Here is a 24185-nt window from a genome sequence, read left to right as displayed (position 1 = left end):
CGTCAGTTATCCGCAGCAGCCCATAATGTGAAGGAACGCGGCTACAACGCTTGAAATCCGCGGGATCCAGCTTTCGTAGACGGGATTTGCTCAGCATTATTTTCGGTCGAACCTTTGCTGTCATTTTGACCAGCAAAGGAAAAAATAATGTTGAATGCCGATTACGAACCTATCTCCAAGCTCAGGATTTTGCTGACCGAGCAACGATACAGCCCTGTAGTGATCGGGAACTACTGCGCGTACGCACGTGGGTTTCTCGACTATCTTGCCCAGCGTGACCTTCCAATCATGGATGTGTCGGAAGATCTGGTGGCTCAGTACCTGCAATATGCGATTGCGATGTTCCGCGAACGCCGTGGCTGTTCACCGGGGAAGAACTGGCACTCGATTCCGCGTTCTGGAATCCATGCATTGCTGCGACTCGCACAGGGGCAGTGGCCATCCGCGCCGAAAGCGACCTGCGCTGCCGACGCACTGCGCTTTGCGATCTGTGAGGAATACGAGACCTGGCTGCGCGAGGAACGAGGTCTTGCTGCGGCCAGCATCGACGCGTTGATGTGGGAGGGCCGGAACTTTCTGGCCTGGCAGCTCGATCGACACGGCCCCGACAGTCTGATGACAATGACCGTGGGCGACATCGACTGCTACATGGACACGCGCAGCCGTCACCAGACGCGCAAGTCGGTGAAGGATGTGGCGGAGCGACTTCGTTCGATGCTGCGCTATCTCCATCGGACGGGGCGCACTGCGATCGACTTGTCGCCGCACGTCGTCGCCCCCTTGCTCTATGCCTATGAGGGAGTGCCTTCGATCCTTACGCCGGATCAGGTCGCTGCGGTTCTGCAGGTCTCGGGGGAGGACAAGACGCCGGTGGGGCTGCGCGATCTTGCCATCCTGCAACTGCTTGCGACCTATGGCCTGAGATCGGGCGAAATCTGCAATTTACGGATCGAGGACATCGACTGGCGTACGGAAGCCATCCGCATCAGGCACACCAAGACCCGGGCATACTCATTCCTTCCCTTGATGGCGCCGGTAGGTGAAGCGGTGCTCGCTTATCTGCAGGCGGGGCGGCCTGTGACCGATGCCCGAGAAATCTTCGTCCGCACACGTGCGCCCTATCGCAAGCTCGGCTTGCTGGCCAGCATGGTGCGGCGGCGACTTGAGGATGCCGGAATTAAGCCGGCTGGCAAGAGCGGTTCCCATATCTTCCGCCACGCACGTGCAGTCGAAATGCTGCGCGCCGCTGTGCCCCAGAAAGTGATCGGCGACCTGCTCGGGCATCGCTCTGCCGAATCCACGGCTCCCTATCTGAAGCTTGCCACCGAGGATCTCCGGGCCATCGCGCTCGACGTGCCGGGACAGGAGGTGCGTTCATGACGATGTGGCCCGACCCTAAGCGCCAGTTGATCGCGCGCTACATTGCAAGCCTCAACCTGCGCACCACGAATAGCCGCATTTACTACAGGCAGGCGCTCAACATCTTCCAGGATGTCGCCGAACTTCACGCCAAACTCGACAAAGACATGCTGGTGGCATGGTTGCAGGTATCGTCGGGCCGGTGGGCCTCGACGACACGGCTGCACCGCACCCGGATTATCGATCGGTTCCTCGATCACCTTGAGGAAACCGGAGCGATCGAACGCAATCCCGTCGCCGTGCTGCGTGAAGCTTGCAATATCAAGCAGTGCATGCCGGTGTGGCGGGCGCTGGCCTCCCGCGATCCGGATAGCGCGCTTGCCGAACTATACCAGCCCAGGTCATTCGGCAGTGTGCTCGGCGAAATGATGGCCGATCACGTCACGCTGATGCGCAACCGCGGTTACAAATACACCTCTCAAACGGTGTGGCTCTCGCGGTTCGACCGGTTCCTGCAGTTGAACCCTGCGCTTCAGGGGCAGCCAATCGCGGTGATGCTCCAGTACTGGTCTGCGGCAAAAACAACGCGCAATCATCCGAACGAGTGCGAAATGCTGAAGCGGGTCCTTGCGAGAATCCTCCGCCACCAGGATCCATCAATCCCACCCCGCCGACCCGACCCACGCCCGGAAAAGGAAGTGGCCAAGCAATGGCGCAAACCGCATATTTACACCCCGGCCGACGTGAGGCGTATGCTCGATATCGCCCGTTCTTACCCCTCGCCACGGGCGCCGCTTCGGCCATTGAGCATCTACACGATGCTGCTGGTCGCCTATTGCGCGGGGCTGCGGCGAAGCGAACTGGCCCGCCTCGATCTTGGTGACGTTGACTTCCAGAGCGGCACGATCACGATCCGCCAGACCAAGTTCTACAAGACCAGGATACTGCCACTTCCCGACAGCGTGATGGCGGAGCTTCGAGCATATATCGACGCGCGACGCCGCGCCGATGGATCTCATGATCCGCGCTCCGGCCTGTTCTGGCACGAGCAGCGTGGTGACCGCTACACTAAAGAAACAGTCGCCTGGTTGCTCGTCGACGTCATACGCCGGGCCGGGTTGAAACCGCCTCAGGGACGAACAGGGCCTCGCCTGCACGACCTGAGGCACTCGATGGTCGTGAACCGGATCCTCGAATGGTACAAGGCGGGGATCAACCCTCAGGATCGTCTCCCGTTCCTCGCTACCTATCTTGGCCACCGGGACATCAACTCGACCCTAGTCTACATCACCGTTACGCAGGACCTTCTGCATCAAGCCAATGAGCGGTTCCGCGTGCTTGGCGCGCCATGCCTCAATATCGGGCCGGAGGTACGGGCATGACCAAGAACAATCGGTTCCCACACCTGCTGCGCGCGTTCTTCTACGAATGGCTGGCCGAACAGCGCAACGCCTCCATCCATACGGTGCGTTCGTATCGCGATGCCTGGCGGCTCTTCCTCCGGTTCGTTGCACAGCGCTCAGGCAAGAAGGTGGCGATGATCACGCTGATCGATCTGACCGCTGGAGAGGTCATCGCGTTCCTCGGTCACGCCGAACACGAACGCGGCGGCACGATCGGCACGCGCAACTGCCGGCTTGCAGCGATACGCAGCTTCTTCAACTTCGTTGCGACCAGGGATCCCGGATTGATCGCGCAGTGCGTCGAAATCCTCAACATCCCAATAAAGCGCGGACCGGTGTCGGAACCCTGTTATCTGGACCCCATCGAAGTGACGGCGATCCTGGCTCAGCCTGATCGTTCGACACTCGAAGGGATGCGCGATCACGCTTTGCTCTCGTTGCTCTACAACAGCGGCGCGCGAATACAGGAAGCGCTCGACCTGTGCCCCGATGCGATCCGGTTCGAAAGTCCAAGCTGCGTGCGGCTGACCGGTAAGGGTCGAAAAGAACGTATCTGCCCACTCTGGCCGGAAACCGTAATGTTGTTGAAGAAGCTGCTCGAACGTCAACCGCGGGCGCCAGACCAGCAACTGTTCGTCAACCGCTATGGCGAACCGCTCAGCGCGTCGGGGGTCCGGTTCAAACTTGCCGCCTATGTGAGGGCGGCGGCCGAGACCACGCCAACACTACGCGACAAGCATGTGACACCTCACGCCTTCCGGCACGCAACCGCTGTGCACCTCATATCGGCGGGCATCGACGTCACGGTTATCCGTAGCTGGCTCGGTCATGTGAGCCTCGATACCACGAACCACTATGCCAGAGCCAACCTTGAAACGAAGCGCAAGGCATTGGAGCAGGTCAGCGCTCCCGAAACACCCGGCCATCAGCCCTCGTGGAAGCGCGATGCGAGCGTTCTCGCCTGGCTCGACACGCTCTGAAATAATGCGGAGGAATGTGGTCAGAAACCCTGGCCTTCAGCCAATCTGGTCGCATTCCTTCACATTATGGGCTGCTGCGGATAACTGACGGTGCTCCGCGGCGACAGGCGCGCGATCTTTGCGGCGGCCTCACAGGCACAGCGTGCCGTCGATTACCTGCACCACCTGCAACCGCACATCGCAGACGAGGGGGCGGCGTGAGCCGCCCTTTCACACCTGACAACGCCACATGGAAAGCAGGACCCCGCCCAATCCGAGCGGGGTCCTTCCCATTTACTTGTTCAATGCATCCTTCAGCGCCTTTGCCGGCTGGAAGCTCAGCTTTCTGGCAGCGGCCACCTTGATGGTTGCACCGGTGGATGGATTGCGGGCCTCGCGCTCCGGTGTTGTCTTCACCTTGAACTTGCCAAAGCCCGGCAGGGACGTTTCGTTGCCGGCGACGGCTGCGCTGGTGATGGAGGCGATCACGGCTTCAACGATTGCCTTGCCCTGAACTTTGGTCAGGCCATGTTCGGCGGCGATCTTGTCAGCGATTTCGTTGGTGGTTGTCATTGTTTCCCCTTTCGTCAATTGAGAATCCCTGCCATCCGCTTCTCGCGCTGTCATCGGCGCACCGCAGTAAAAGAGGGTTAAACGACTGATTTCCACAGCTTCTGATTAAAATTCGCCAGCGGGGACTGCTGGTCGGGTCGCGGTTTGGCCAGAATAAGCCGACAATGTCATAAAAGAGGGCGGTCTACCGTCGCTGCCTCAGAACCGACGTCGAGGGAACCATGTGCGCAGCCCAACGTCAGGGTGCCACGCGTGGTTCGTACCACAAAATGGCGGCATTGCAGCTAACGGGTGCGACTTATACTCTTTAACTGCCAGGACTTGACTGGGTGCTGTAGCGCCGGCCTGTCGAAGCTCCGATTTAGAACATGACCTCAGTCAAGGGGAGGCGAAATGCGGTGGCTTGAATGGGTCGCGGTTGTGCTACATTAATTGAAACTGTGTACAAGTCAGTTATTGGGCCCCCATCAGGACACTCGGAACCACCCCGCATGGTGTGGTCGACGTACAGGACAGGTAATAACTTCTCGGGAGACGGTGCTTGGCAAGCCTGCCAGTATGACGCGGCACTGCCTGGCGGTAGGCAACGGGTCAGCCCTGATCACTTTCTAAGTTGAGGCGGTGCGAGTCCCCACGCTGTAGCCCGGTCAATTCAGCGCCAAGTACCAGTGCATGAAAGCCACGTTGCTTGCTTGGAAAGTCTTTGATTATAACAAGGCGCGGCTGCAGAAATCAGAGGTGTGCAGAATGAATTTCCTTCGCAGGCATTGGTACAACCTGGGACTCGCGTTTGGAGCCATCGCGATCGCGGTCGCTCTCCTTGGCAATCTCCAGACGGTGCAGATTATCCTGCTGCTCTTCTTCGCGGCTCTTACGCTGCACCAGTTCGAGGAACTCGGCTGGCCTGGCGGCTTTCCATGGTACTACAACGAAATAATCAGGCCAAAAGGCGGCCCCTTCGACCGGAATCCGCTCAACCAGAACAACAACCTGTTCATCAACGTTTGGGCGGCGTACCCGATCACGCTCCTACCGGTCCTTTTCCCAGACGCCATCTGGATGGGCTTCGGGATCGTGCTATTCGGGTTCGGACAGGTGATCGTTCACGCCATCGCCTTCAACATCAAGCTCAAGTACTTCTACAACCCCGGCATGGTCACGGTGCTATTATTATACCTGCCTCTCAGCACGTGGTACCTCGTCGAGGTGTATTCCCACCAGACCGTGCTGCTCTGGAACTGGGCCGCCGGCTTTGGCTACTTCGCCTTCTTTAGCGCTGTGTTGATCATGTGGGTGGGCTTCACGCTTCTCACCGACAAAAACTCGCCGTATCCATTCGCTCCAGAGGAGCTGGAGCGGTGGAACCCACGGGGTCATCGAGCTCGACTCGGCCTCGCAGAGAACTCGGCGAAGGTGTGAGAGAGTCGAAGCAAATTCAAAAGCGTCCCCTCTTGAGATAGCAGTAAAGGCTTAGTCGAATTCGATTGGGACGCAATGACCGCTATTGGCACTAGGGAGACGGGTCGTTAGACCACGTTGCGGTTATAGTTACCGGCATTGCCGCGATTGCGGCCTGTTATCAATCATATTTAACGCGACAACAACTGACCGCTGCAGATCGAAACCGATCATTTCAGACAGTCATCGAAGATACCTTTTCTCTCTGCGCCGCTTTGAAGAGAGTGCCGATGCCATTCGTCAGGCCATCCTTGATAATAAAGGGTTTCGAAGGCATCGACTTCAAGGGATACTTCATCATTGAGGACGATCTACCCAAAAACCTTTTTGAAGGTAACGACGACCGACTTAGTCAGGTCCCAATTGCCTATGAGAAACTTGATACGTCCATGCAGATTGCCGAGTTATGGATTACCGATGCGGAAACTCTCGAATTGGGGCAACTGCGGTCACAAATCGCGCGTAGTCTCGATCCAGGCTATTTTAAAATTGGAATGCACGAAATGGATTCACAGTTTTTGCTAGCCCTTGCCAACGCTCGAGAAGCTTGTGTCCCACTCGGGCGCTCTATCCAGCGGTGGATGAAAACCGGGATTGTCGAACCACCTTCCGGTCACGCCAAGACCATACTCGTACACAAGACGGATGTTGATCTACTGGGCAATCTCAAACCCGAGGCGCTCAAGCTGTTCGAGGGCGATCGAGGGTAGAGAGCTGAGTTCTGCAAAGTTCCGAGGGACGGCGGCTCAAAGACCCTCGAAGCGAAAGCCGCATGTCGATCGGACCTCATCCACAGGGCAGATATGCAATCTTTCTGGCAAGCCAACAGCCGACGGTGAGGCCCGATACGCTACCATCGGCGTCACGGTGGACCTGGACCGTCCAGTCGCCGGGTGGAGCGGCGTCCATCGACCGTCTGGTGGTGATGATCCAGACATCCACGGCGAGAGCATACATGCGCTCCACCGGGCCGGTTCCGAACATGCCTTCGAAGCTGGCATAAGCGGCACCGCCGCGCGCTTCGATATCGAGGTGAGCTTCGAGTTCTTCCGACCAGTAGCGTCCAGCGATGCCTACGCCGTCGGCCCATTCGACAGGGGTGAGAGGACGGGCCGTCACCTCAAGGTTTTCACTCTCACGACGCATGACGAGCATCTCACCTTGTTTCTTCAGGGCGAGCGCGTGGCCGCGGGCGACACCGTCCGGGGAGACGGTAAGCCGCGCCGCGGAGGGGGCGTAGTGGAGCTTGATGCCAGTGGTGTCTTGAACGGTTCTAAGTATGAGACCCTGGTCATCGTCGAACCACAACCCGTCCCAGTCTTCGGGGTGAACGGTTTCGTTCGAAGCTTCGCGCCCGAGCGCAGCGTCGAGAATTGCGGTGGCAGCTGTAAACGAGCTTGCATCGTGGTTGAACATCACAACCACCGAAATGCGCTCCTCTGCTGCGTGAAGCCGAAACGAGCTGAAACCGCGCAGGCCGCCGCCGTGGCCAGTGATCCTGGCGCCGCGCCAGGTATCGCGGCGCAGCCCAAAGCCGTAGCTTGCCGGCGTCCCGTTTCGGTAGGTCACCGGACCCGATATGCGATTATAGAGGCTGTCAGGCTCGTCACGCGTCTCGTCGATATGGCATTCCCAGGCCAGCAGGTCGTCGAGCGAGGCAACAATCCCGGCGTCGCCAAACCAGTAGACGCCGTTTTCCGCCGGAAGAAAGCCGACGTCGTCGCTACCCTCATAGCCGACCACCCCGTCGGGGGGGTAGCGGGTGTCTGGCGCGAGCTCGGCCGTCTTCATGCCGGCGCGTGCGAAAATCCTCTCCCGCAAAAGCTCGCCGAAGGAGCGGCCCGTGCCGTCCTCGATCATCTCGCCGAGGATGCGGAAATTGCCGTTGTTGTAGGAGTAGAGCTCGCCTGCCGGGAAGTGGCCGGTCTTCGAGCGCCCAAGCAGCGGGAGTGCGTGCTCGCGCGTAAACTCCGCCTCCGGTTTGGCACCCTGCAGAACCGTCAGCGCCCAGTAGTCGCGCAAGCCCGACTGGTTGTGGCAGAGTTCCGCAACGCTTGGCAGCCTGTCGCGATAGCGCGGAAGATATGCGCTGACCCTGTGGTCCAGCACTGCGGGATCGCCAAACTGATCAAGCAGCAGCGCGCAGGTGAACTGTTTGGAGAGCGAGCAGATCGGCATGCGCGTCTCGGCCGTCATCTGTACCTTGCGGTACATGTCGGCGAACCCCCAGGCGCGCCGGGCGATCACCTTTCCATCCTTCACCACCCCTGCAACGCCGCCGGGTCCCTTGTAGCGGCCCGGCAGGAGGTTGAGCATCCGCTCTAGCGCGGTGGTGTCGATGCTGGTCATGACGCGTGCCTTGAATTATCGCGATCTATGGAAGCGGAGGGTAGGGCGCCCGAAACGGGCGCGTCTTTTCAGGATGGGTCGATGAAGGCTAAACCGCCATCGGCAAGACGTCAGCTCGCCTCGGAAAAACGCAGATGCGTGGAGGGCTCAGCGGCGGCAAGGAAGGAAAGCAGATCCTCACGCGAGAGCGCCGCGCAGCCCGCCGTCGGAGAGTAGTTTGGCCGGGCGATGTGCAGGAAAACCGCACTGCCTGCCCCCGCCACCGGCGGGTCGTCATTATGCCCCAGGACGACGACGATGTCATAGACGTCGTCCTCCATCCACATCTCCTCGTGGCTCGCGGCGAAGGGTAGCTTGACCTGGCGGTTGTAGTCCGGGTGCACGGGGTCGTCGCACCAGCCGTCGAGGCGGTCGATGGCGCGGCAGGGAAAAGGCGATACGGGCTTGCCGATCCGGTCGGCGCGGTAGAATAGCTGGCGGATCGGCCAGCGCCCGATCGGGCTCGCACCGTCACCTTCGACCTTTTCGTTGGCGGGACGCATGCCGCCGCGGCCAATGGCACAGCGCCAGCGCTTATCTCCATAGGCGGCCTGCCAGCCGTCGCCGTTGCGCGATACGATCAGATCCAAAGTCGAACACCTTTCTTGACGTGAAATCACTGGTCCAGTGGAAAATGGCATGCGACCGTGTGGCCGCCGCGGTCCGACAGCGCAGGCTCCTCGCTCCGGCAGATCGCCTGCGCAAAGGGACAGCGCGTATGGAAGCGGCATCCGGACGGCAGGTTCATCGGGCTCGGAATGTCGCCGGTGAGCAGCGGCCGTTCGCGGTTTCGCTGATGCGGATCGGGACGCGGAACCGCCGACATCAGGAACATCGTATAGGGATGGCGCGGCCTGGCAAAAATTTCCTCTGTCGTCCCGACTTCCACCATCCGCCCGAGGAACATCACACCGACCCGATCGGCAAACTGGCGTACCACGCTCAGATCGTGGGTGATGAAGAGATAGGTTAGCTTCAGTTGCTCCTGGAGATCGCGCAAGAGGTTCAAGACCTGCGCCTGGATCGAGACATCGAGTGCCGAGACGGCCTCGTCGCAGACAACGAATTCGGGATTGTTGGCAAGCGCCCTTGCAATGCCTATGCGCTGCCGCTGCCCGCCGCTGAACTGGTGGGGATAGCGGCGCAGGAGCTGTCGGCGCAGCCCGACCATATCGAGCAGCTCGCCGCAGCGTTCTTCGATTTCGGCTCGGGTACCATATGCGTGTGCGCGCAAAGGCTCGGCCAAAATATCCTTGACGCGCTTGCGCGGATTTAGGGAGGCGAATGGATCCTGAAAGACGATCTGCAGCTTCTTGCGCATGGCCCGCATTGCAGCCTCGTCGAGCGCGTGCAAATCCTGACCGCGATAGTGCACGGTCCCTTCCGTGCGCTCGATCAGCCGAAGCATCACGCGGCCGAGCGTCGTCTTGCCGCAGCCCGACTCCCCCACAAGCGCGAAGGTTTCCCTTTCGCGGATCTCGAGATCGATGCCGTCCACGGCGCGGATCACCTTATGCTGAGAGCGGAAGAAGCCCGTGCCGACAGGGTAGTGCTTGCTCAGCCCTGCGGTGGAAATCAGAACGTCGCTCACGCCTTTGCTCCCTCTTTGTCATGCAACCAGCAGCGCGCCTTGTGGCCATTGCCGAGATCCGTCAGTTCAGGCTGCTTCAGCTTGCAGATTGGCATCGCATCGCCGCAGCGGGGGTGGAAACGACAGCCCGCTGGAAGTTTCGCAAGATTCGGCACCACACCTGGAATGCTGTTCAGGCGTTCCGCCGTGCGTTTTTCCGTCGCTTTCGGGATCGAAGCGAGCAGGCCGCGCGTATAGGGATGCGACGGTCGGTCGAAGAGGTCGAAGACACCGGCCTGTTCGACGATCTGGCCGGCATACATCACGTTCACCTCGTCGCACATCTCGGCGATGATACCGAGATCGTGGGTGATCATGATGATTGCAGTGCCGGCTCGGTCGCGCAGTGCCATCATCAGCCTGAGGATCTGCGCCTGCGTGGTTACGTCGAGCGCCGTCGTCGGTTCGTCGGCGATCAGGAGCTTCGGTTCGCAGATCAGCCCCATGGCGATCATCGCCCTCTGGCGCAACCCCCCCGAAAGTTGATGCGGATAAACGTCGAGGCGTGCCTTTGGCTCTGGAATGCCCACCGTCTCGAACATCTGCAGCACCTTTTCACGGATGGCGCGCTTGTTGAGGCCGGTGTGAATGGCAAGGGGCTCGCCAACCTGCTGAACCATGGTCTTCACCGGATTCAGCGAGGTCATTGGCTCCTGAAATACCATTGAAACCTCGCGGCCGCGCTTGCGCCGCATCTCGTCGCTGTTCAGCCGCGCCAGATCGGTCCCGTCAAGGATAATGCTATCGGCACTCACCGTTCCCGGCGGCGAAGGCACCAATCCCATCAGCGACAGCGCCGTGATGCTCTTGCCGGAGCCGGATTCCCCGACCAGACCGACGATCCGGCCGCGCCCGACGTCGAACGACACACCGTCAACAACCCGGACGGGGCCGTTCTGCGTCTTGAATTCCGTGCGCAGGTTGCGCACGCTGAGCAATTTGTCTCGGTTTGTCATCGTCGCGCCCCTCAGTCCTTCATGTAGGGATCGAGCGCGTCACGCAGTCCGTCGCCGACAAAATTGAACGCCAGCACCGTGATCAGGATCGCAACGCCGGGCATGATCGCAACCAGGGGTGCGGAGAAGAGATATTCCTTGCCCTTGGCCACCAGGAGACCCCAGCTGGCTTCGGGAGGCTGGACGCCGACGCCGAGGAAGCTGAGGCTCGATTCCCACATGATCGCGTCGGGAATGCTGAGCGAAAAGAGAACAATCAGTGTCGGAACGACGTTGGGGAAGATGTGGCCGACCATGATCGCCACCTTCTTCGTACCGTTCGCGCGCGCCGCCTCGATGAACTCCTTCTCCTTGACGGCGAGTGTCTGTGCGCGCACCACGCGGGCCACTCCGGCCCAGCCAACGAGGCTGAGCGCGATGAAGATGTTAAAGAGGTTCGCCCCAAGCGTGTACATCACCACCATCGCCAGCAGGAGCGACGGGAAGGCGATCATCATATCGGCCAGCCGCATGATCATGAAGTCGACCCGACCGCCGTAGTAGCCGCTGACAACACCAAGGACTGCTCCAATCATCAGGGAGATGAAGCTCGGCACGATACCGACGACCAGAGATATCCGGGCGCCATAAAGAATGCGGGTCAGGAGATCCCGGCCGAAGTTGTCCGTACCGAGCCAATAGGTGGTGGACGGCGGTCGGAACTGCTCGTTCAGCGCCACGCGGTAGGGATCATGCGGACTGATGAAGGAAACGAACAGCGCCACGAAGACAAGACACCCGACCATGATCAGACCGGCCATCGCCATTCGGTTCCTGCAAAAGATCCTGATGCCGTCGCGCAGGAAACTGTCGTTGCCCGCATCATCCGCAATGTCCGGGATGGTTTCGGCGATCTCAGTCATTTCGAACCTCCCTTCATTTCGGAGCGAATGCGGGGGTCGAGAACCGAATAGAGGATATCGGCAACGAGATTGCCGAAGATGACGAGGACGGTGGCGAATAGCACCGAGCCCTGCAGAAGCGGCATGTCGCGCGCCTGGATGGCGCTGACCGAAATGCGGCCTACGCCGGGGATGCCGAAGATCGCTTCGGTGATGACTGCGCCCGACAGCAGCCCCGCGACCTGGATCGCCATGATGGTCACGACCGGGATAAGCGCGTTCTTCAGCGCATGTCGGCGGATCACCATCAATTCGCGAAGGCCCTTGGCGCGAGCCGTGCGGATATAATCGTGGCGCATGACCTCAAGCAGGCTGGAGCGGGTGAGGCGGGCGATGACGCCAGCCGAACTCCATCCGAGCACGATCGCTGGCATGATCACATACTGGTATCCGTAAAAACCGGACACAGGCAGCCATTTCAGCTTCAGAGCGAAGACATATTGCATCAGCAGGGCTGACCAGAAGATCGGCATCGAAACCCCAAGAAGCGAGAAGCCCATGAACAGGTGATCGAGCAGCGAATCCCGCCTGACCGCCGACAGCACGCCCACTGGAATGCCGATCACCCAGGACACGAGTGCCGCACAGATCGTCAAGATGAGCGTGCTCGGGAATGCATTGAGGATGAGCGTCGTCACGTCGCGATTGAGCTTGATCGACACTCCGAGATCGCCTTGAAGGGCGGCGAAAAGGAACCTGAAGTATCGCGTGATCAACGGATCGTCGAGGTGCATCTGGGCGCGCACGCGGTTGATGACATCGGCGCTGGCATGCTCCTTCATCAGAAGCGCTATGGGATCACCGGGTATCACGTTGAGCATGATGAAGAGCAGCGCCGTGATGCCGATCAGAACTGGGATCGACATCGCGATGCGCTTTATCACGAAGGTCAGCATCGAAAGTGGTCTTTCATCGAATCTCGCCGGAACAAGGATCGCCGGCAAATGGATCCTGCGAAACCGCAGGGAAACAAGAGGATGGCGGGCCCCTTTCGAGGCCCGCCACGCCGGTTAAGTCCTATTCGACTTCCATCTTGTAGTAGCTCATGTCGCTCCAGCCGTTCCACGGCACCACGAAGTTCTTCACCCGGGGCTGAACGACATAGTTGTGGTCAAGGCTGAATAGCGGCACCCAGGCTGCATCGTCCTGCACGATCCGATCCGTCATCTTCTGGTACAGCGCGCAGCGTTCCTCAGGGTTGGTCATCGAGCGCGCCTTGTCGAGCGCCGCAAAGACCTCCTCGTCGTTGTTGTTGTAACCGCGAACCGACGTGCCGCTCTTGCTGAAGAACGTGTAGAAGAAATTGTCCGGATCATTAAAGTCCGCCGACCAGTTTTGCGTGTAGTTGTCGACGGTCCCCGCCTTGCGGGCCGCAAAATATGCGGATTCGTCCATCGTGTTGATCTCGGCGTTGAAGCCAGATTCCTTGATCTGGGCCTGGATAATCTGGTTCATATCGGACCAACGCGAGGACCAATTGCTGGCCTGGGTCAGCTTGATGTCTACGCCGTTGGGGTAGCCAGCCTCTGCCAGCAGCGCCTTGGCCTTCTGCGGGTTGTACTCGATCGGCTTGGCCTCGGCATAGCAGGTCAGTCCACGCGGCATGACGCCGTTTTCCAACTTGCCCTTGCCATAGAAATTCTTGTCGAGAATTTCCTGGCGGTTGATGGCCATCTGGAACGCCTTGCGGACGCGCACGTCGTCGAAGGGCTTCAGCGCCTGATTGATGTGGTAGTAATAGATGCCGACGCGTGGACCGGATCGAATCTGGTCCTTCCATTGGTCACTGCCGGCGAAATAGGGCAGCTGCGACGATGCGTAGTCGATATCGAACACATCCAGCTCGCCCGACTCGAAGAGAAGTCGCAGTGTTTCGGCATCGGCGACCACGCGGATGACGATCTGGTCGAGCTTCGGGCGACCCTTGAAATACTTGTCGTTGGCCTCAAGGACCTGACTGTCGTTGAGGGTGTATTCCGTCAGTTTGAACGGCCCGGTTCCGTTGGTCGTTTCCGGCGTAAGGCCGTACTTGTCGCCGAGCGGTTCGGTGAATTTGCGATTGTAGATCGACGCACCGGGGCTCGCCAAAAGGGCGATGAAGGCCGCGTAAGGCTCCTTCAGGACAATCTTGACAGTATATTTGTCCACCGCCTGCAGACCGGGGACCGTGGTGGCGGATCCGTCCAGGCGCTCGGTGGCACCATCGACGAAATTGAGAATATCGGTGCTCAGCGCCTTGGTCTTGGGGTCGAGCATGCGGTCGAAGGTGTAGACGACGTCATCCGCAGTCAGCTCCTCGCCGTTGTGAAACAGAACGCCTTTGCGCAGGTGGAATATGTAGGTCTTGCCGTCCTGCGAAACTTCCCAGCTCTCGGCAAGCCCGGGGGTGAGCTGCGACTGGCCCGGCCCGCTCGTTTCGGCCTCTACGAGCCGGTCGTAAACGTTGAGCGGCAGTGTGTAGAAATCCTGCGTCATCTGGACGTCAACGGTCTTCGGATCCTCCTGATAGGCGATCTTCAAGACATGGTCGGCCGCAAGACTGGTCGAAGCCATCGCAAGCGTAATGAGGCCCGTCGCCATCATAAACTTGGCTTTGTTCAGCATTTGAAATTCCCTCTTTTTCTTATTTCCCCATCCGGGGCAGCGCTTGTCGCTTCCCCGGTTTTGTCCGGTTCCCGGTCCAATTATTGTTCAGCGTCTGCCAATTCCCTCCCGGTGCCTTTTGTGCCCCCGTGCAAAACAGGTTCGCCCATCACTCCTCCGCCCGGTGCAGGACGCTCCCAGGCTCCCCCATGCTCGAGTTGTAGCATTTCTTGAATGCCCTGCCTGCGCCGGATTGTCCTGAACCGATCGCCGTCCACAAGTACCTCGGCAAGAAGATCGCGTGAGTTATAGGTCGATGACATCGACGCGCCGTAGGCGCCGGCGAGATCGAAAGCCAAAAGCTCACCGGCCCGCAGTTCACCGAGCCCATCGTAGCGTCCAAATTTGTCGGAGCTTTCGCAAATTGGCCCGACGAGGCTATAGGTGCACGCCGCATCGTTGAGTTGCGGTTCCTGAAGGGGAAGAACCGGATGGTGGGCGTCGTAGAGCGCCGTGCGCATAAGGTCGTTCATTCCCGCGTCCAGGATGCCCATGCATCCGTCCTGCATGTCCTTGAGGTAAAGCAACTCGCTCACCAGCAACCCGGCCCGCCCGACGAGCCAGCGGCCCGGCTCGACGGCAAGTTTGCAGCCGAGATGGCCAACTGTCTCGGCGATGATCGCGGCATAGCGCCCAATGTCCGGGCCCGGCTTATCGCCGGAGGCAATCCCAATGCCGCCGCCGAGGTCGAGGCGCGGCACGGACAATCCCCTGCCGCGCATCTCCGTTACCAGCTCGGCCATTGCCGAAAAGGCGCGCCGGAACGGCTCCATGTCATGTATTTGCGATCCGATGTGAACGGCGACGCCAACCGCTTCCAAATCAGGCGCCGCAGCAACCTGGGCGTAGAGGTCGGCCACCTGGCCGATCGCGATTCCAAACTTGCTGTCCTTCGTAGCGGTGGTGATTTTCGCGTGCGTCTTGGCATCGACGTCGGGATTGACTCGCAATGCGACCGGCGCGCGCTTGCCGAGTGCACGGGCGACCTCGGCGACCACGCTGATTTCGGCCGCTGACTCGACATTGATCTGGTGAATGCCGACCTCAATTGCGCGGGCGATCTCCGCGCGGGTCTTTCCGACGCCGGAGAAGATGATCCTTGACGCAGGTACGTCCGCTGCCAGTGCACGCTCCAGCTCTCCTCCGGAAACGATGTCCATCCCGCATCCGAGTTCTGCAAGCAGGCGAAGGACGGCGATGTTGCTATTGGCTTTGACGGCGTAGCAGATCGCGACGTCGATGGGGGTGAGGGCTCGCGAAAGTGTCCTGTACGCCGATCGGATGGCGCCGGCCGAGTAGCAGTAAAAAGGCGTTGGAATGGCGGCGGCAACCGCGCCCAGCCGCACGTCCTCGATATGCAGAGCGCCTGCTCGATAGGCGAGCCAGCGCCGGTCGTCATCCTGCCAGGTTTCTTCTTCGACGTATTTTGTCATCGCCCGTCACGCTTGTTTGGGTTCCGGCAGCGATAGTTTCAGACCCTGAATCCTGAGGGAAATAATTGATAGGGCGCTCTTATTCATTTCTGATATATGAGAGCCTTCACCTGCGCTCTCGTCAGGAGGGGAAAGGCACCGAAGCGAAAGGCTCAGACCGATGAGGCTCAACCAACGCCAGATTGAGGTCTTTAACAGCATCATGATCAGCAAAAGCGTGACCGCGGCGGCCGCGGCACTGGGAACGTCACAGCCGACCATCAGCCGAGAGCTCAGAGAAATGGAGCAGCGGATCGGCTTCGACCTTTTCGTGCGCTTCGGCAAGCGTTTGACACCCACGAACCAGGCACTTTTGCTACATGAAGTCGTTCGCCGGTCCTTCCTCGGCATGGAAGAAATCAGCCGTGCTGCGTCGGCGATCCGCATGCACAACGCTTCCAACCTAAGGATCGCCACGATCCCGGCCTATGCGGATTCCATCATCCCACGCGTGGCGCAAAAGCTTCTGAAGCATCGCCCGGCGGTTCATCTCTCCCTGCATTCGTTGGAGGAGGTTTCGCTGCAACATGAAATGGCAACAACGGTCTTCGACTTGGGGGTGACCGAAGGCCGGTTCGAATATGCTGGCGTAGCCTCTCAGCGGATCGACGTTGGCGATCAAGTATGCGTCGTGCCGATCGGTCACAGGCTTTCGCAAAAGGGCCTCCTCGAACCCGCAGATTTCGATGGCGTACCGTTTGTCTATTTCTCGCAGGACGATCCCTATCGAAGAAAACTTGACGACATATTCCTGGCTGCAGGCATTTCGCGCAGTTATGCTGTCGAGACGACGACGGCCACCAGCGTATGTTCGATGGTTGCCGCCGGTGTAGGTGTGTCAATCATCAATCCGCTGACTGCTGCAACCCATGTCGACAAGGGGGTGGTATTGCGTAGGCTAAGCGTCAGCGTCCCGTACACGCTTGCCGTATGGCGCCCGGTTCGAAGGACGCGATCGACGGTCATTGAGAGGTTCCTCTCGGTCCTGACCGAGGCTGCCAACGAGATGCGGGCAACTTTGCACTCCGCGCTGGATAGAAAGTAAGGCAGACCACGCCGCGGGCTTGAACGCCCAGCTTCTTGGCTGCACGGCACACCTTAGGTCGCACGCCATGACCTAACGCAGGAAAAGTCTGAAACGGCGCAGCGCCAGCCAGAAAAACACGCTCGCGATGACGAGAAGCGCCAGAAGCTGTGGCCAGACCACGTCGAGCTGTGCTCCTCGAAACAGGACCGCCTGCGCCAGAATGACGAAGTGCGTGTTCGGTGCCAGCAGCCTGATATTCTGGATAATATCAGGCATGCTCTCGCGCGTCGTCATGGCGCCTGACAGTACCTGAAGCGGCAGCAGCACGAGGATCAGGAGCAAGCCGAACTGCGGCATCGATCCGGCAATTTGGGTCACGACCACAAAGTTGCCGGCACGGAGCGGCCATCATGTTGCGAATAAAGAGTTCCATTGCCGGCCATCCTGACAGACGACAAGCGAAAGTCTATCGAAAATGCACGCAGATGTTTGCTTATGATTGCTGCACAATCGTCACGTGCCAAAGGGAGCTGAAGCCAGATTGGCATTTCTCAGTTGATGGGGGAACGGGGCGTAACCGCGCCTATTTGATGATTGACTCTGGGACGTCACCTCGATGCTCCAGCGAGTACCCGAGCGCCATCAAGCCATCTGCTAGACGCCGTGGCGCGTCTGTGGAAGGAGGCATCGTGCGAATATCTTTCTGCCCCGGCTGGAAACCGATCCGATCGAAGAGGGCGGCAAAGGCTTTCCATTCCAAGGGTGCCATTGGAAACGGCTCGGGAAAATGAACGAAAAGGGTACCATCTATCGACTTCCATTCGATGATTATGACGCGGGGCATCGGGTCCTTACTCGTGTTCCAAGGTGCATGCTGGTCCACCCATTGTTCCAACGATGTAGTTCGAAATTTGGGCACGACCACCGACGCGATGGACGCAAGGAGCGAGAACGCCGGTAGAAATACTCTCTCGGGGCGCCCAGGCGCCCGTTTTAGCTCGCCTGGTTAGCCGGTCACCGCAGATGTCCCCGGTGCTGGATGAGCAGGACGGTTTGGACAACCGAGCCCCCTGTCAACAGGAGATTACATTTTCGTCATATATCTCGATATATCTTGATTTGCGATATATCGAGATATATTCAGTAAGCATGAAACACGGACCTTTAGACGCTTCTGATGATCACCATGGACGGCCCCATCGGGGCAGGGGCGGCAAGCGGATGTTCGACTATGGCGAGCTACGCCTGCTAATCCTCGCGATGATCTTTCAGCGTCCCTTCCACGGCTATGAGTTGATGAAGGCAATCGAGCAGCGCCTCGGAGGCAACTATACACCCAGTCCAGGCGTCATTTATCCGACGCTCGCATGGCTCGACGACATGGGTTACGCCTCAATCGAACTCGAGGAGGGGGGGCGCAAGCTCTATCATGTCACGGAGCAGGGGAGAGCCTTTATAGATGCCAACAGATCGCTCGTGGAGGAACTGCTGACCCGGGCCGTACCGGGCGAGCGGGGGCACGATGAGGTTCCAGACGCGATCATCCGAGCGATGGAAAACCTGAAGCTCGCCTTGCGGCTGCGGCTTCGAAAGGGGCCGCCGGATGAGGCGACGACAGGTGATATCGCCAACATCCTGGACGAGGCGGCGCGGGCAATCGAACGCCGTTGAGTGATGCTGGGAGGCACCAGGCGTTCAAAAGGTAAAGACAATGGACCAGAAGATCGAAGCTGTTCTTGAAGCGTATCATGCTCTCATCCGCGAGGAGCAGGCGCGGCCACGGGAAATGCCGCCAGGCGGTCGTGATGGTGGACAGGACCGCCGTATGAGGGCTGTGGGTCCGGAGACAGGAAGGTTTCTCAACATCGTCGCCAAAAGCCAGAAGTCCCCCGCGATCTTGGAGATCGGGACCTCCTTCGGTTATTCCGGCATTTGGCTTGCCGAGGCTGCCAGGGCGAGCGGCGGGCGCCTGATCACCATGGAAATTCACGAATACAAGTCACTGTACGCTCAGGAACGCGCGGTGGCTGCCGGTCTCTCTGACTACATCGATTTCAAGGTCGGAGATGCAGTGGAGATGATCAGCGCACTGCCTTTTGGCGTCGACTTCGTGCTGCTCGACCTGTGGAAGGATCTCTACATTCCGTGCCTGGAAGCCTTCTATCCCAAACTCAACCCCGGCGCGATCGTCGTCGCGGACAATATGCTGCGGCCTGGCGACGAGAACGTGAAGATGTATGGGAGGGCCGTGCGCGCGAAGCCGGGGATGACGAGCATATTGCTTCCGGTGGGTGCTGGCCTTGAAGTCAGCCGTTTCGAGCCGGACTAGGCGGAGCTCGAAATGCTTCTCGAGAACTTCCCGATGGAAATGCTTTGCCGGCTCGCCGTCTTTTTCCACTGTCGTACGACGACAGACAGCAAAGGAACGAATACATGAATATATTGCAAGGCGACCGGCTGACCGAAGTCGCAAACAGCCCGCGCATAGAGCGCGTGCGCCACGAGCTGAAACGGCGGCAGCTGAACGTCCTATCCACCGAGCGGCTGACTCCGCATATGATCCGCATCACCCTCGGAGGCGAGGAGCTTGAGGACTTCACCTCGCTGTCGGCGGGTGATCACATCAAGATCTTCGTGCCCGACGGTGCCGGCGGAACGACAATGCGGGATTATACGCCCCGGCGATATGATGTGGCGACACGCACGCTCGCAATTGACTTTGCCGTTCACGATGCCGGTCCGGCGACGCAATGGGCACTCACCGCTCGTCCGGGCGACATGATACAGATCGGCGGCCCCCGCGGCTCCCAGATCATATCAGGACCAATCCGCTCCTGGCTGCTGATCGGAGACGAAACGGCCCTTCCTTCGATCGGCCGCCGTATCGAGGAGCTGCCATTGGGTACGTTGGTGACCGCCGTCGTGGCCGTGCCGGGCTCTGAGGACGAGCAGGTCTTCGAGACGAAAGCGAATCTTACTGCCCATTGGATTTATCGAGAGAATGCGGCTGATCCTGCCCGTCTGATCGACCGCCTAAGCGACATAGCCGTCGAACCTGGAACTTTTGTCTGGATCGCCGCGGAAGGCTCGGTTACGCGGCGCATTCGCAGTTATCTCACCGATGAACGCAAGCATCCAGCCAACTGGTTGCGCGCATCCGGTTACTGGGTGGAGGGCAAGGCCGACACGACGGAAAAGTTCGAGGATTGAGGCTCGGCCGCCAGTGCATGTAAGCCGGTTCTCTCGCCGTAGACAGAGCCCGGTGGAATGTGCCGCGGGAGGTGGTCTGGCGCGCACCAGTTCCATGGTGCAAGCCAAAGTCATATCATCAACCTGGCATCGTACTGTGTAACGATGTTTCCCACCGTCCACCACAGCCCGGCCACCCTTCAAACGGGCGCCAGGCTAAAACGCAACCACGATGTGCTTCTTTTCCCTTACCAACGTACATTGGCGCGCCATCGTCGATACTGTTCAGGGAAAATCGGTTTTTTGTTATGTGGAACGGCGTCGCATATTGAGCCGCAACCAGCGCAGCCATGAGTGAATTGCATCCGTTTGCAGCGGGAACGTGACTATAGCCAATGCCTAGTCGTCTATTCGAAAGCCGACCTTCATGACCACCTGATAGTATTCCACCGAGCCGTTCTTAATGTGGCCCCGGATCTGATCAACCTCAAACCAATCGAGGTTTCGCATTGTCTTTGACGCTCGTGATATAGCGGTCTCAATTGCCTCCGTCACCGAGACTTTCGAGCTTCCGACAAGCTCCACCTTTTTATAGACGTGATCGCTCATTTCCATCCTCCACCATTGACGTCGCGTTTAGGCACCCGATCGCCCAACTCATCCGAAGGAAAGTTTGCGTCCGTAGAGTCTCAAGTCCGACTGGCATTCGAGATTTCGTCCATGCCCAAATGCTCGTCTCGACTTTGCCCCAGCGCCGCACCAATCGATTGCCATGAAGGGACTATGAGCGAGCGAGGAGAGGTTTGAAACAAGATTCTGGCGCGCCGGGGGGCGGGCCTTCAGCCTTCGGCGAGTCGCTGACGAAAAAGTAGCGACGTTTTTTTGCAATTCGCTCTTGGAAGTATCCAATTGTAAATGCAGGAATTGTGTGGCTCTTTTTCTGTCGAGCGAACTGGTTGTGCTTAGGTAGTGGAATTGGGGCTGTTTCGCGATCGGTACCCGAATGTCATGATCAACAAGTTTTAAAGAAAATTGCGCATATGATTGCGGTGACTTTGCACAGTCAAACATTTCGCCCATCAAGGAGTTTCACATGACTGACGAAATCAAAGCCACTGTCACTAACGACACGGCAGCCGCGAATGAACCTAAAATGAAGAAGTCCCGCGCACCGCGAAAGTCGAAGACCGTCGCTGAAGCGGCTGTAGCCACGTCGGTGAGTACGCCCGCGAAGAAGACACGTGGCGGCCGCCGGAAGAACACGGAAAAGGGTGAGGCCATTGCTTCGGCGACGCCCGTTTCGGGAAATAAAATCGCCCCGACCAAATCAAAGCAAACCGTGCAACCTCAGAAGCGTGGGCGGCGGAAAGCCGAGGCGCCTGCGCCAGCGTCGGACGACTTTGCGGATCTTCTGAAGCTCGAGGAAGAGAACCAGAAGCTCCGAAGGGCATTGTCCGAGAAGCTTCGCACAGAGAACGCTGACCTTCGGAAGAAGCTTGGCATGGCTTGAGTGAACAGGATCACGGGTTTTCCACAACGATGAGACTGATGACCGGGCAAGCATTGCAAGCCCGGTCTCCGGCCCGGTACTATGTTCTTGCAACACCGAGTCGGAGGAGGCGGATCGATGAGATCAGCGTGGAAACTGATTACTGGGTTGGTATCCCGTGGTAACTCAGAAGGACGTGGTGAGCTCGAGGACGAGACTTCGAAGATACCGCATCCGGGCGCTAAAGACGTCGAAGCCATAACGCTTCCTGACACCGAGGAATCTGAACTCCAGGATTCTCCCCAACTCATTGAAGAGGCTTCCATTGAGCCGTCGGCCGCTCCTTTCGATGGCAGCGTCCAACGACCGGAGCCGCAAGAGAGGATTGTGGCGCCTTCTCGCCTTGCTCTGGCCAACGACGCCGAGCCCGTGCTGGCAACGACAATAAGGCTTGTGACGAAGGACAGGTTGAGCCTGCGAGCGGAACTCTCACATTCAACTGCAGTGCCGAATGCACCTGAAGCCAATGCCAGAAATGCTATCAGCGCGAATGCTAACGGCGGCGGAAAGTCGACCGAACCGGCCACATTGTTGACGAGCGATGCCAGCGCAGCCACCGCGCCAATCGCAATGGGCCAGAAAGCCGGGGTCGAGCGTATTCGTAAGGTAAGGTCGGCGCAAAGCGCTTCCGGCGTTGAACGGGCGAAGGTGAAACGGCGCTCTTTGCCGATTGCCGAGATCGAAACAGTGCAGGTATCGCCTGAAGCAGCATTCGCTTCCGAAAGCGTAGTGCTAAACAGCGAAATCAATCAGCTGAGACAGGAATTGGCTCAAAAGTTGCGTTTGCAAAACGATCAGCTAAGGCGAATGCTTTCCCGCTATGATGCGGGTTGAGCAAGAGCGACTTGAGAACCGGGAACGTTCTGGCCGACGACGCTTTCAGTCCCTTTACGGCGTTTTTAATCTTCGGGCACTTGCGTACGGTTCAACGGCGGCGGACAACTAGTCGCCGCAAGATGCATCGTCTGCGGGATAGCCCAATCAGGACGAAATCACGCTGTTTCAGCCAATGCGGGACACGTCCGTCTGCCCCGCACAAGCCTTGACAGATTGACCCGTTATGGTTTTGCAACTCGGTCCAGACAGAACCAGACCTGACCTACAAACGCGGACAATCATGGAAGTACGTCAGTCGCATCTCAAGATCCTAATTTAGCCAAGATCACACGTCGATACTGTTACGGAGTGGCAACTGGCAGCGGAGAGGGCGCATGTCGAGTTTCGCGAGTGTCGTTCTGTTGATTGCGTCGTCTTTGATCGCTTCTCAGACCTCTGCGGAGGAAGTTGGCATCGAGACGCGGTTGGAGAGAAGCACACCATCTCCTGACCAAGCGTACAATGAACACAAGGATCAAAAGCAAGCTGCGGAAGAACGCGACCGCGAGGTTGCCGAGATGGCCCGCCAGGCGCTATCAAAGGCCCGCTTACTTACCGTTCCTCAGCTGACATCAAAGTGAGCCTGCCTCAAGGGGAACCCGCAAAGATGTCGCTTATCGGGCTTGTCCCGCGATTTGGGAGAAACGGTAGCTTTTTCCCAAACGCATCCTGGGACGCCTCCCGAAAGACATTCGCCGACTTTTCGTTGCATATGCGACGTAACAGATCGGAAGAAACGCATCTCGATTTTCAGTACTTGAGTTGGTGGCAGCCCGCCATCGAGTATTCGGCCTTGAACTGATGACCAACAAAGGCTGAGTCGAGTTTACGAGCGCCGCTGAGCGGAAGGGGTGCTGACACGAGGTGGGTTCCTCAGCATTCACAATTCTCGTATTTTTCCCGTAATGGTTTTCCAGTGCGTAGTCAGCTATCTTGCTTTCCATGGAACGCAAATTGGCCGTCATTCTTGCTGCCGATGTTGTTGGGTTCAGTCGCCTCATGGAGGTGGACGAGGAACGGACCCACGCGGCCTTTAATACGTGCAATACTGCGATTGCGGGCTTGGTCTCAAAGCACTCTGGTCGAATATTCGCTGTAGCCGGTGACAGCTTTCTCGCGGAGTTTGCGAGCCCGGTGGAAGCGATGCGAGCGGCGATTGAATTTCAAGAAGATGTTTCTGGGTGCGAATTCCGAGGCAATCCGCCCCCGCATTCCGAAATGATGCCGCCCCCCAATTCCGAGAATTAACCGCCCCCTTGTTCCGAGATGATGCCGCCCCCTGATTGGGGCTGTTTGTCGGGGTGTCCTGCTGGTGAGACGTTCGTCCTTTCAGTTGCCTGAGAGGAAGGAACGCGATGCCAGCGGAGAGACTAAAGATGCGGCGTGTCCGCGAGATTCTGAGATACAGATTTGCGGAAGGTCTTGGCCACAAGTCGATTGCGGCGCGCGTTGGTGCGGCCCCCTCGACGGTGCGCGAGACGTTGCGCCGTTTGGAGCGTGCCGGACTTTCCTGGCCTTTGGGCAACGATGTCAGCGATGCGGTGCTGGAGGCGGCTCTCTATAAGGCTGCCGGCACGAAGACCGGTCACCGTCGCAGTGCCGAGCCGGATTGTGGGCATGTTCACCGGGAGCTGAAGCGCAAGCATGTGACGCTGCAGATCCTCTGGGACGAGTATATCGGCCTTCATCCCGATGGATATCGCTACAGCCGCTACTGTGATTTGTATCGCGCTTGGGCGCTGAAGCTGCCGGTGACGATGCG

General features: G+C 58.7%; 23 protein-coding genes and 3 pseudogenes. 15 read left to right on the top strand and 11 right to left on the bottom strand.

Annotated elements, in window-relative coordinates; all coding sequences use genetic code 11:
- The first annotated feature begins 147 nt into the window (after positions 1-147).
- The 4 genes and pseudogenes from C934_RS0130190 to C934_RS36050 all read left to right on the top strand — a co-directional run.
- Positions 148-1380, top strand: a complete 1233-nt coding sequence (locus C934_RS0130190) for a site-specific integrase (RefSeq protein ID WP_018857987.1) — start codon at positions 148-150, stop codon at positions 1378-1380.
- On the top strand, positions 1377-2741 hold the full coding sequence (locus C934_RS0130185; RefSeq protein WP_018857986.1) for a tyrosine-type recombinase/integrase: 1365 nt from the start codon (positions 1377-1379) through the stop codon (positions 2739-2741). Before C934_RS0130190 ends, C934_RS0130185 begins: the two co-directional genes overlap by 4 nt.
- Positions 2738-3742, top strand: a complete 1005-nt coding sequence (locus C934_RS0130180) for a site-specific integrase (RefSeq protein WP_018857985.1) — start codon at positions 2738-2740, stop codon at positions 3740-3742. Before C934_RS0130185 ends, C934_RS0130180 begins: the two co-directional genes overlap by 4 nt.
- Before the next feature lie 84 nt (positions 3743-3826).
- Positions 3827-3943, top strand: a pseudogene (locus C934_RS36050) (antirestriction protein); the annotation flags it as partial.
- A gap of 72 nt (positions 3944-4015) precedes the next feature.
- On the opposite strand, the gene C934_RS0130170 reads toward C934_RS36050, so the two are convergent.
- Entirely contained in the window at positions 4016-4294 is a 279-nt protein-coding gene (locus C934_RS0130170; protein WP_018860244.1) for an HU family DNA-binding protein, read from the bottom strand.
- A gap of 672 nt (positions 4295-4966) precedes the next feature.
- Here C934_RS0130170 and C934_RS33010 point away from each other — a divergent pair.
- Together C934_RS33010 and C934_RS0130160 are read left to right on the top strand one after the other, a co-directional pair.
- Positions 4967-5713: an HXXEE domain-containing protein gene (locus C934_RS33010; protein ID WP_083929940.1), complete on the top strand. Its 747-nt coding sequence runs from the start codon at positions 4967-4969 to the stop codon at positions 5711-5713.
- Between the two features lie 269 nt (positions 5714-5982).
- Positions 5983-6462: a hypothetical protein gene (locus C934_RS0130160; RefSeq protein WP_018860242.1), complete on the top strand. Its 480-nt coding sequence runs from the start codon at positions 5983-5985 to the stop codon at positions 6460-6462.
- A 76-nt stretch (positions 6463-6538) separates the two neighbouring features.
- Here the strand turns inward: C934_RS0130160 and C934_RS0130155 are convergent, their stop codons facing one another.
- The 8 genes from C934_RS0130155 to lysA all read right to left on the bottom strand — a co-directional run bounded on the left by C934_RS0130155 (position 6539) and on the right by lysA (position 15743).
- On the bottom strand, positions 6539-8101 hold the full coding sequence (locus C934_RS0130155) for a D-aminopeptidase (protein ID WP_018860241.1): 1563 nt from the start codon (positions 8099-8101) through the stop codon (positions 6539-6541).
- A gap of 110 nt (positions 8102-8211) precedes the next feature.
- Complete coding sequence (locus C934_RS0130150; RefSeq protein ID WP_018860240.1) at positions 8212-8730, bottom strand: L,D-transpeptidase family protein; 519 nt, start codon at positions 8728-8730, stop codon at positions 8212-8214.
- A gap of 26 nt (positions 8731-8756) precedes the next feature.
- The gene (locus tag C934_RS0130145) at positions 8757-9731 is read right to left on the bottom strand and encodes an ABC transporter ATP-binding protein (protein ID WP_018860239.1); all 975 of its coding nucleotides are present in this window, start codon (positions 9729-9731) and stop codon (positions 8757-8759) included.
- A complete protein-coding gene (locus C934_RS0130140) occupies positions 9728-10726 on the bottom strand; it encodes an ABC transporter ATP-binding protein (protein WP_018860238.1) in 999 nt (332 codons plus the stop codon). Before C934_RS0130140 ends, C934_RS0130145 begins: the two co-directional genes overlap by 4 nt.
- Positions 10727-10737: 11 nt before the next feature.
- The gene (locus tag C934_RS0130135) at positions 10738-11628 is read right to left on the bottom strand and encodes an ABC transporter permease (RefSeq protein ID WP_018860237.1); all 891 of its coding nucleotides are present in this window, start codon (positions 11626-11628) and stop codon (positions 10738-10740) included.
- Entirely contained in the window at positions 11625-12563 is a 939-nt protein-coding gene (locus C934_RS0130130) for an ABC transporter permease (protein ID WP_018860236.1), read from the bottom strand. Before C934_RS0130130 ends, C934_RS0130135 begins: the two co-directional genes overlap by 4 nt.
- 121 nt (positions 12564-12684) lie before the next feature.
- Positions 12685-14271: an ABC transporter substrate-binding protein gene (locus C934_RS0130125; RefSeq protein ID WP_018860235.1), complete on the bottom strand. Its 1587-nt coding sequence runs from the start codon at positions 14269-14271 to the stop codon at positions 12685-12687.
- 80 nt (positions 14272-14351) lie between these two features.
- Positions 14352-15743, bottom strand: a complete 1392-nt coding sequence (lysA, locus tag C934_RS0130120; protein ID WP_018860234.1) for a diaminopimelate decarboxylase — start codon at positions 15741-15743, stop codon at positions 14352-14354.
- Positions 15744-15903: 160 nt separating this feature from the next.
- Here lysA and C934_RS0130115 point away from each other — a divergent pair, with 160 nt between their 5' ends.
- Positions 15904-16827: a LysR family transcriptional regulator gene (locus C934_RS0130115; RefSeq protein ID WP_018860233.1), complete on the top strand. Its 924-nt coding sequence runs from the start codon at positions 15904-15906 to the stop codon at positions 16825-16827.
- A 72-nt stretch (positions 16828-16899) separates the two neighbouring features.
- Here C934_RS0130115 and C934_RS0130110 read toward each other — a convergent pair.
- Positions 16900-17178: pseudogene (locus C934_RS0130110) on the bottom strand (ABC transporter permease); the annotation flags it as partial.
- 852 nt (positions 17179-18030) lie between these two features.
- On the opposite strand from C934_RS0130110, the gene C934_RS0130100 reads away from it, so the two are divergent.
- The 3 genes from C934_RS0130100 (at position 18031) to C934_RS0130090 (ending at position 20019) form a co-directional block, all read left to right on the top strand.
- Entirely contained in the window at positions 18031-18480 is a 450-nt protein-coding gene (locus tag C934_RS0130100; protein WP_018860230.1) for a PadR family transcriptional regulator, read from the top strand.
- A gap of 40 nt (positions 18481-18520) precedes the next feature.
- Positions 18521-19138 (top strand): O-methyltransferase, encoded by a 618-nt coding sequence (locus C934_RS0130095; RefSeq protein ID WP_018860229.1) that lies wholly within the window; start codon positions 18521-18523, stop codon positions 19136-19138.
- Positions 19139-19242: 104 nt separating this feature from the next.
- A complete protein-coding gene (locus C934_RS0130090) occupies positions 19243-20019 on the top strand; it encodes a siderophore-interacting protein (RefSeq protein ID WP_018860228.1) in 777 nt (258 codons plus the stop codon).
- A 378-nt stretch (positions 20020-20397) separates the two neighbouring features.
- Here C934_RS0130090 and C934_RS0130085 read toward each other — a convergent pair whose 3' ends face one another.
- A complete protein-coding gene (locus C934_RS0130085) occupies positions 20398-20607 on the bottom strand; it encodes a dodecin (protein ID WP_018860227.1) in 210 nt (69 codons plus the stop codon).
- Between the two features lie 484 nt (positions 20608-21091).
- On the opposite strand from C934_RS0130085, the gene C934_RS0130080 reads away from it, so the two are divergent.
- From C934_RS0130080 to C934_RS33000, 5 genes and pseudogenes are all read left to right on the top strand, one after another.
- Positions 21092-21508: a hypothetical protein gene (locus C934_RS0130080; protein ID WP_018860226.1), complete on the top strand. Its 417-nt coding sequence runs from the start codon at positions 21092-21094 to the stop codon at positions 21506-21508.
- Positions 21509-21625: 117 nt separating this feature from the next.
- Positions 21626-22381, top strand: coding sequence for a hypothetical protein (locus C934_RS33375; RefSeq protein ID WP_018860225.1), 756 nt, complete (start codon positions 21626-21628; stop codon positions 22379-22381).
- Between the two features lie 377 nt (positions 22382-22758).
- Complete coding sequence (locus tag C934_RS0130070; protein WP_018860224.1) at positions 22759-23004, top strand: hypothetical protein; 246 nt, start codon at positions 22759-22761, stop codon at positions 23002-23004.
- A gap of 373 nt (positions 23005-23377) precedes the next feature.
- Positions 23378-23671 (top strand): adenylate/guanylate cyclase domain-containing protein, encoded by a 294-nt coding sequence (locus C934_RS34950; protein WP_018860223.1) that lies wholly within the window; start codon positions 23378-23380, stop codon positions 23669-23671.
- A 128-nt stretch (positions 23672-23799) separates the two neighbouring features.
- Positions 23800-24185 (top strand): annotated as a pseudogene (locus C934_RS33000) (IS21 family transposase); the annotation flags it as partial.

It is taken from the genome of Rhizobium sp. 42MFCr.1, assembly GCF_000377185.1.
Lineage (GTDB): Bacteria > Pseudomonadota > Alphaproteobacteria > Rhizobiales > Rhizobiaceae > Rhizobium > Rhizobium altiplani.
The sequence above is the reverse complement of the archived record's forward strand: the minus strand, read 5'-3'. Positions and strand labels throughout refer to the sequence as shown.

Excerpts from the sequence above, each read along its gene's own strand:
- C934_RS0130085 (WP_018860227.1), bottom strand. The coding sequence starts at position 20,607 with ATGAGCGATCACGTCTATAAAAAGGTGGAGCTTGTCGGAAGCTCGAAA.
- C934_RS0130185 (WP_018857986.1), top strand. The coding sequence starts at position 1,377 with ATGACGATGTGGCCCGACCCTAAGCGCCAGTTGATCGCGCGCTACATT.
- C934_RS0130095 (WP_018860229.1), top strand. The coding sequence starts at position 18,521 with ATGGACCAGAAGATCGAAGCTGTTCTTGAAGCGTATCATGCTCTCATC.
- C934_RS0130190 (WP_018857987.1), top strand. The coding sequence starts at position 148 with ATGTTGAATGCCGATTACGAACCTATCTCCAAGCTCAGGATTTTGCTG.
- C934_RS0130155 (WP_018860241.1), bottom strand. The coding sequence starts at position 8,101 with ATGACCAGCATCGACACCACCGCGCTAGAGCGGATGCTCAACCTCCTG.
- C934_RS0130100 (WP_018860230.1), top strand. The coding sequence starts at position 18,031 with ATGTTCGACTATGGCGAGCTACGCCTGCTAATCCTCGCGATGATCTTT.
- C934_RS0130070 (WP_018860224.1), top strand. The coding sequence starts at position 22,759 with ATGTCGAGTTTCGCGAGTGTCGTTCTGTTGATTGCGTCGTCTTTGATC.
- C934_RS0130140 (WP_018860238.1), bottom strand. The coding sequence starts at position 10,726 with ATGACAAACCGAGACAAATTGCTCAGCGTGCGCAACCTGCGCACGGAA.
- C934_RS0130080 (WP_018860226.1), top strand. The coding sequence starts at position 21,092 with ATGACTGACGAAATCAAAGCCACTGTCACTAACGACACGGCAGCCGCG.
- C934_RS33010 (WP_083929940.1), top strand. The coding sequence starts at position 4,967 with ATGAAAGCCACGTTGCTTGCTTGGAAAGTCTTTGATTATAACAAGGCG.
- C934_RS0130180 (WP_018857985.1), top strand. The coding sequence starts at position 2,738 with ATGACCAAGAACAATCGGTTCCCACACCTGCTGCGCGCGTTCTTCTAC.
- C934_RS0130135 (WP_018860237.1), bottom strand. The coding sequence starts at position 11,628 with ATGACTGAGATCGCCGAAACCATCCCGGACATTGCGGATGATGCGGGC.
- C934_RS0130115 (WP_018860233.1), top strand. The coding sequence starts at position 15,904 with ATGAGGCTCAACCAACGCCAGATTGAGGTCTTTAACAGCATCATGATC.
- C934_RS0130170 (WP_018860244.1), bottom strand. The coding sequence starts at position 4,294 with ATGACAACCACCAACGAAATCGCTGACAAGATCGCCGCCGAACATGGC.
- C934_RS0130160 (WP_018860242.1), top strand. The coding sequence starts at position 5,983 with ATGCCATTCGTCAGGCCATCCTTGATAATAAAGGGTTTCGAAGGCATC.
- C934_RS33375 (WP_018860225.1), top strand. The coding sequence starts at position 21,626 with ATGAGATCAGCGTGGAAACTGATTACTGGGTTGGTATCCCGTGGTAAC.
- C934_RS0130090 (WP_018860228.1), top strand. The coding sequence starts at position 19,243 with ATGAATATATTGCAAGGCGACCGGCTGACCGAAGTCGCAAACAGCCCG.
- C934_RS0130125 (WP_018860235.1), bottom strand. The coding sequence starts at position 14,271 with ATGCTGAACAAAGCCAAGTTTATGATGGCGACGGGCCTCATTACGCTT.
- lysA (WP_018860234.1), bottom strand. The coding sequence starts at position 15,743 with ATGACAAAATACGTCGAAGAAGAAACCTGGCAGGATGACGACCGGCGC.
- C934_RS0130130 (WP_018860236.1), bottom strand. The coding sequence starts at position 12,563 with ATGCTGACCTTCGTGATAAAGCGCATCGCGATGTCGATCCCAGTTCTG.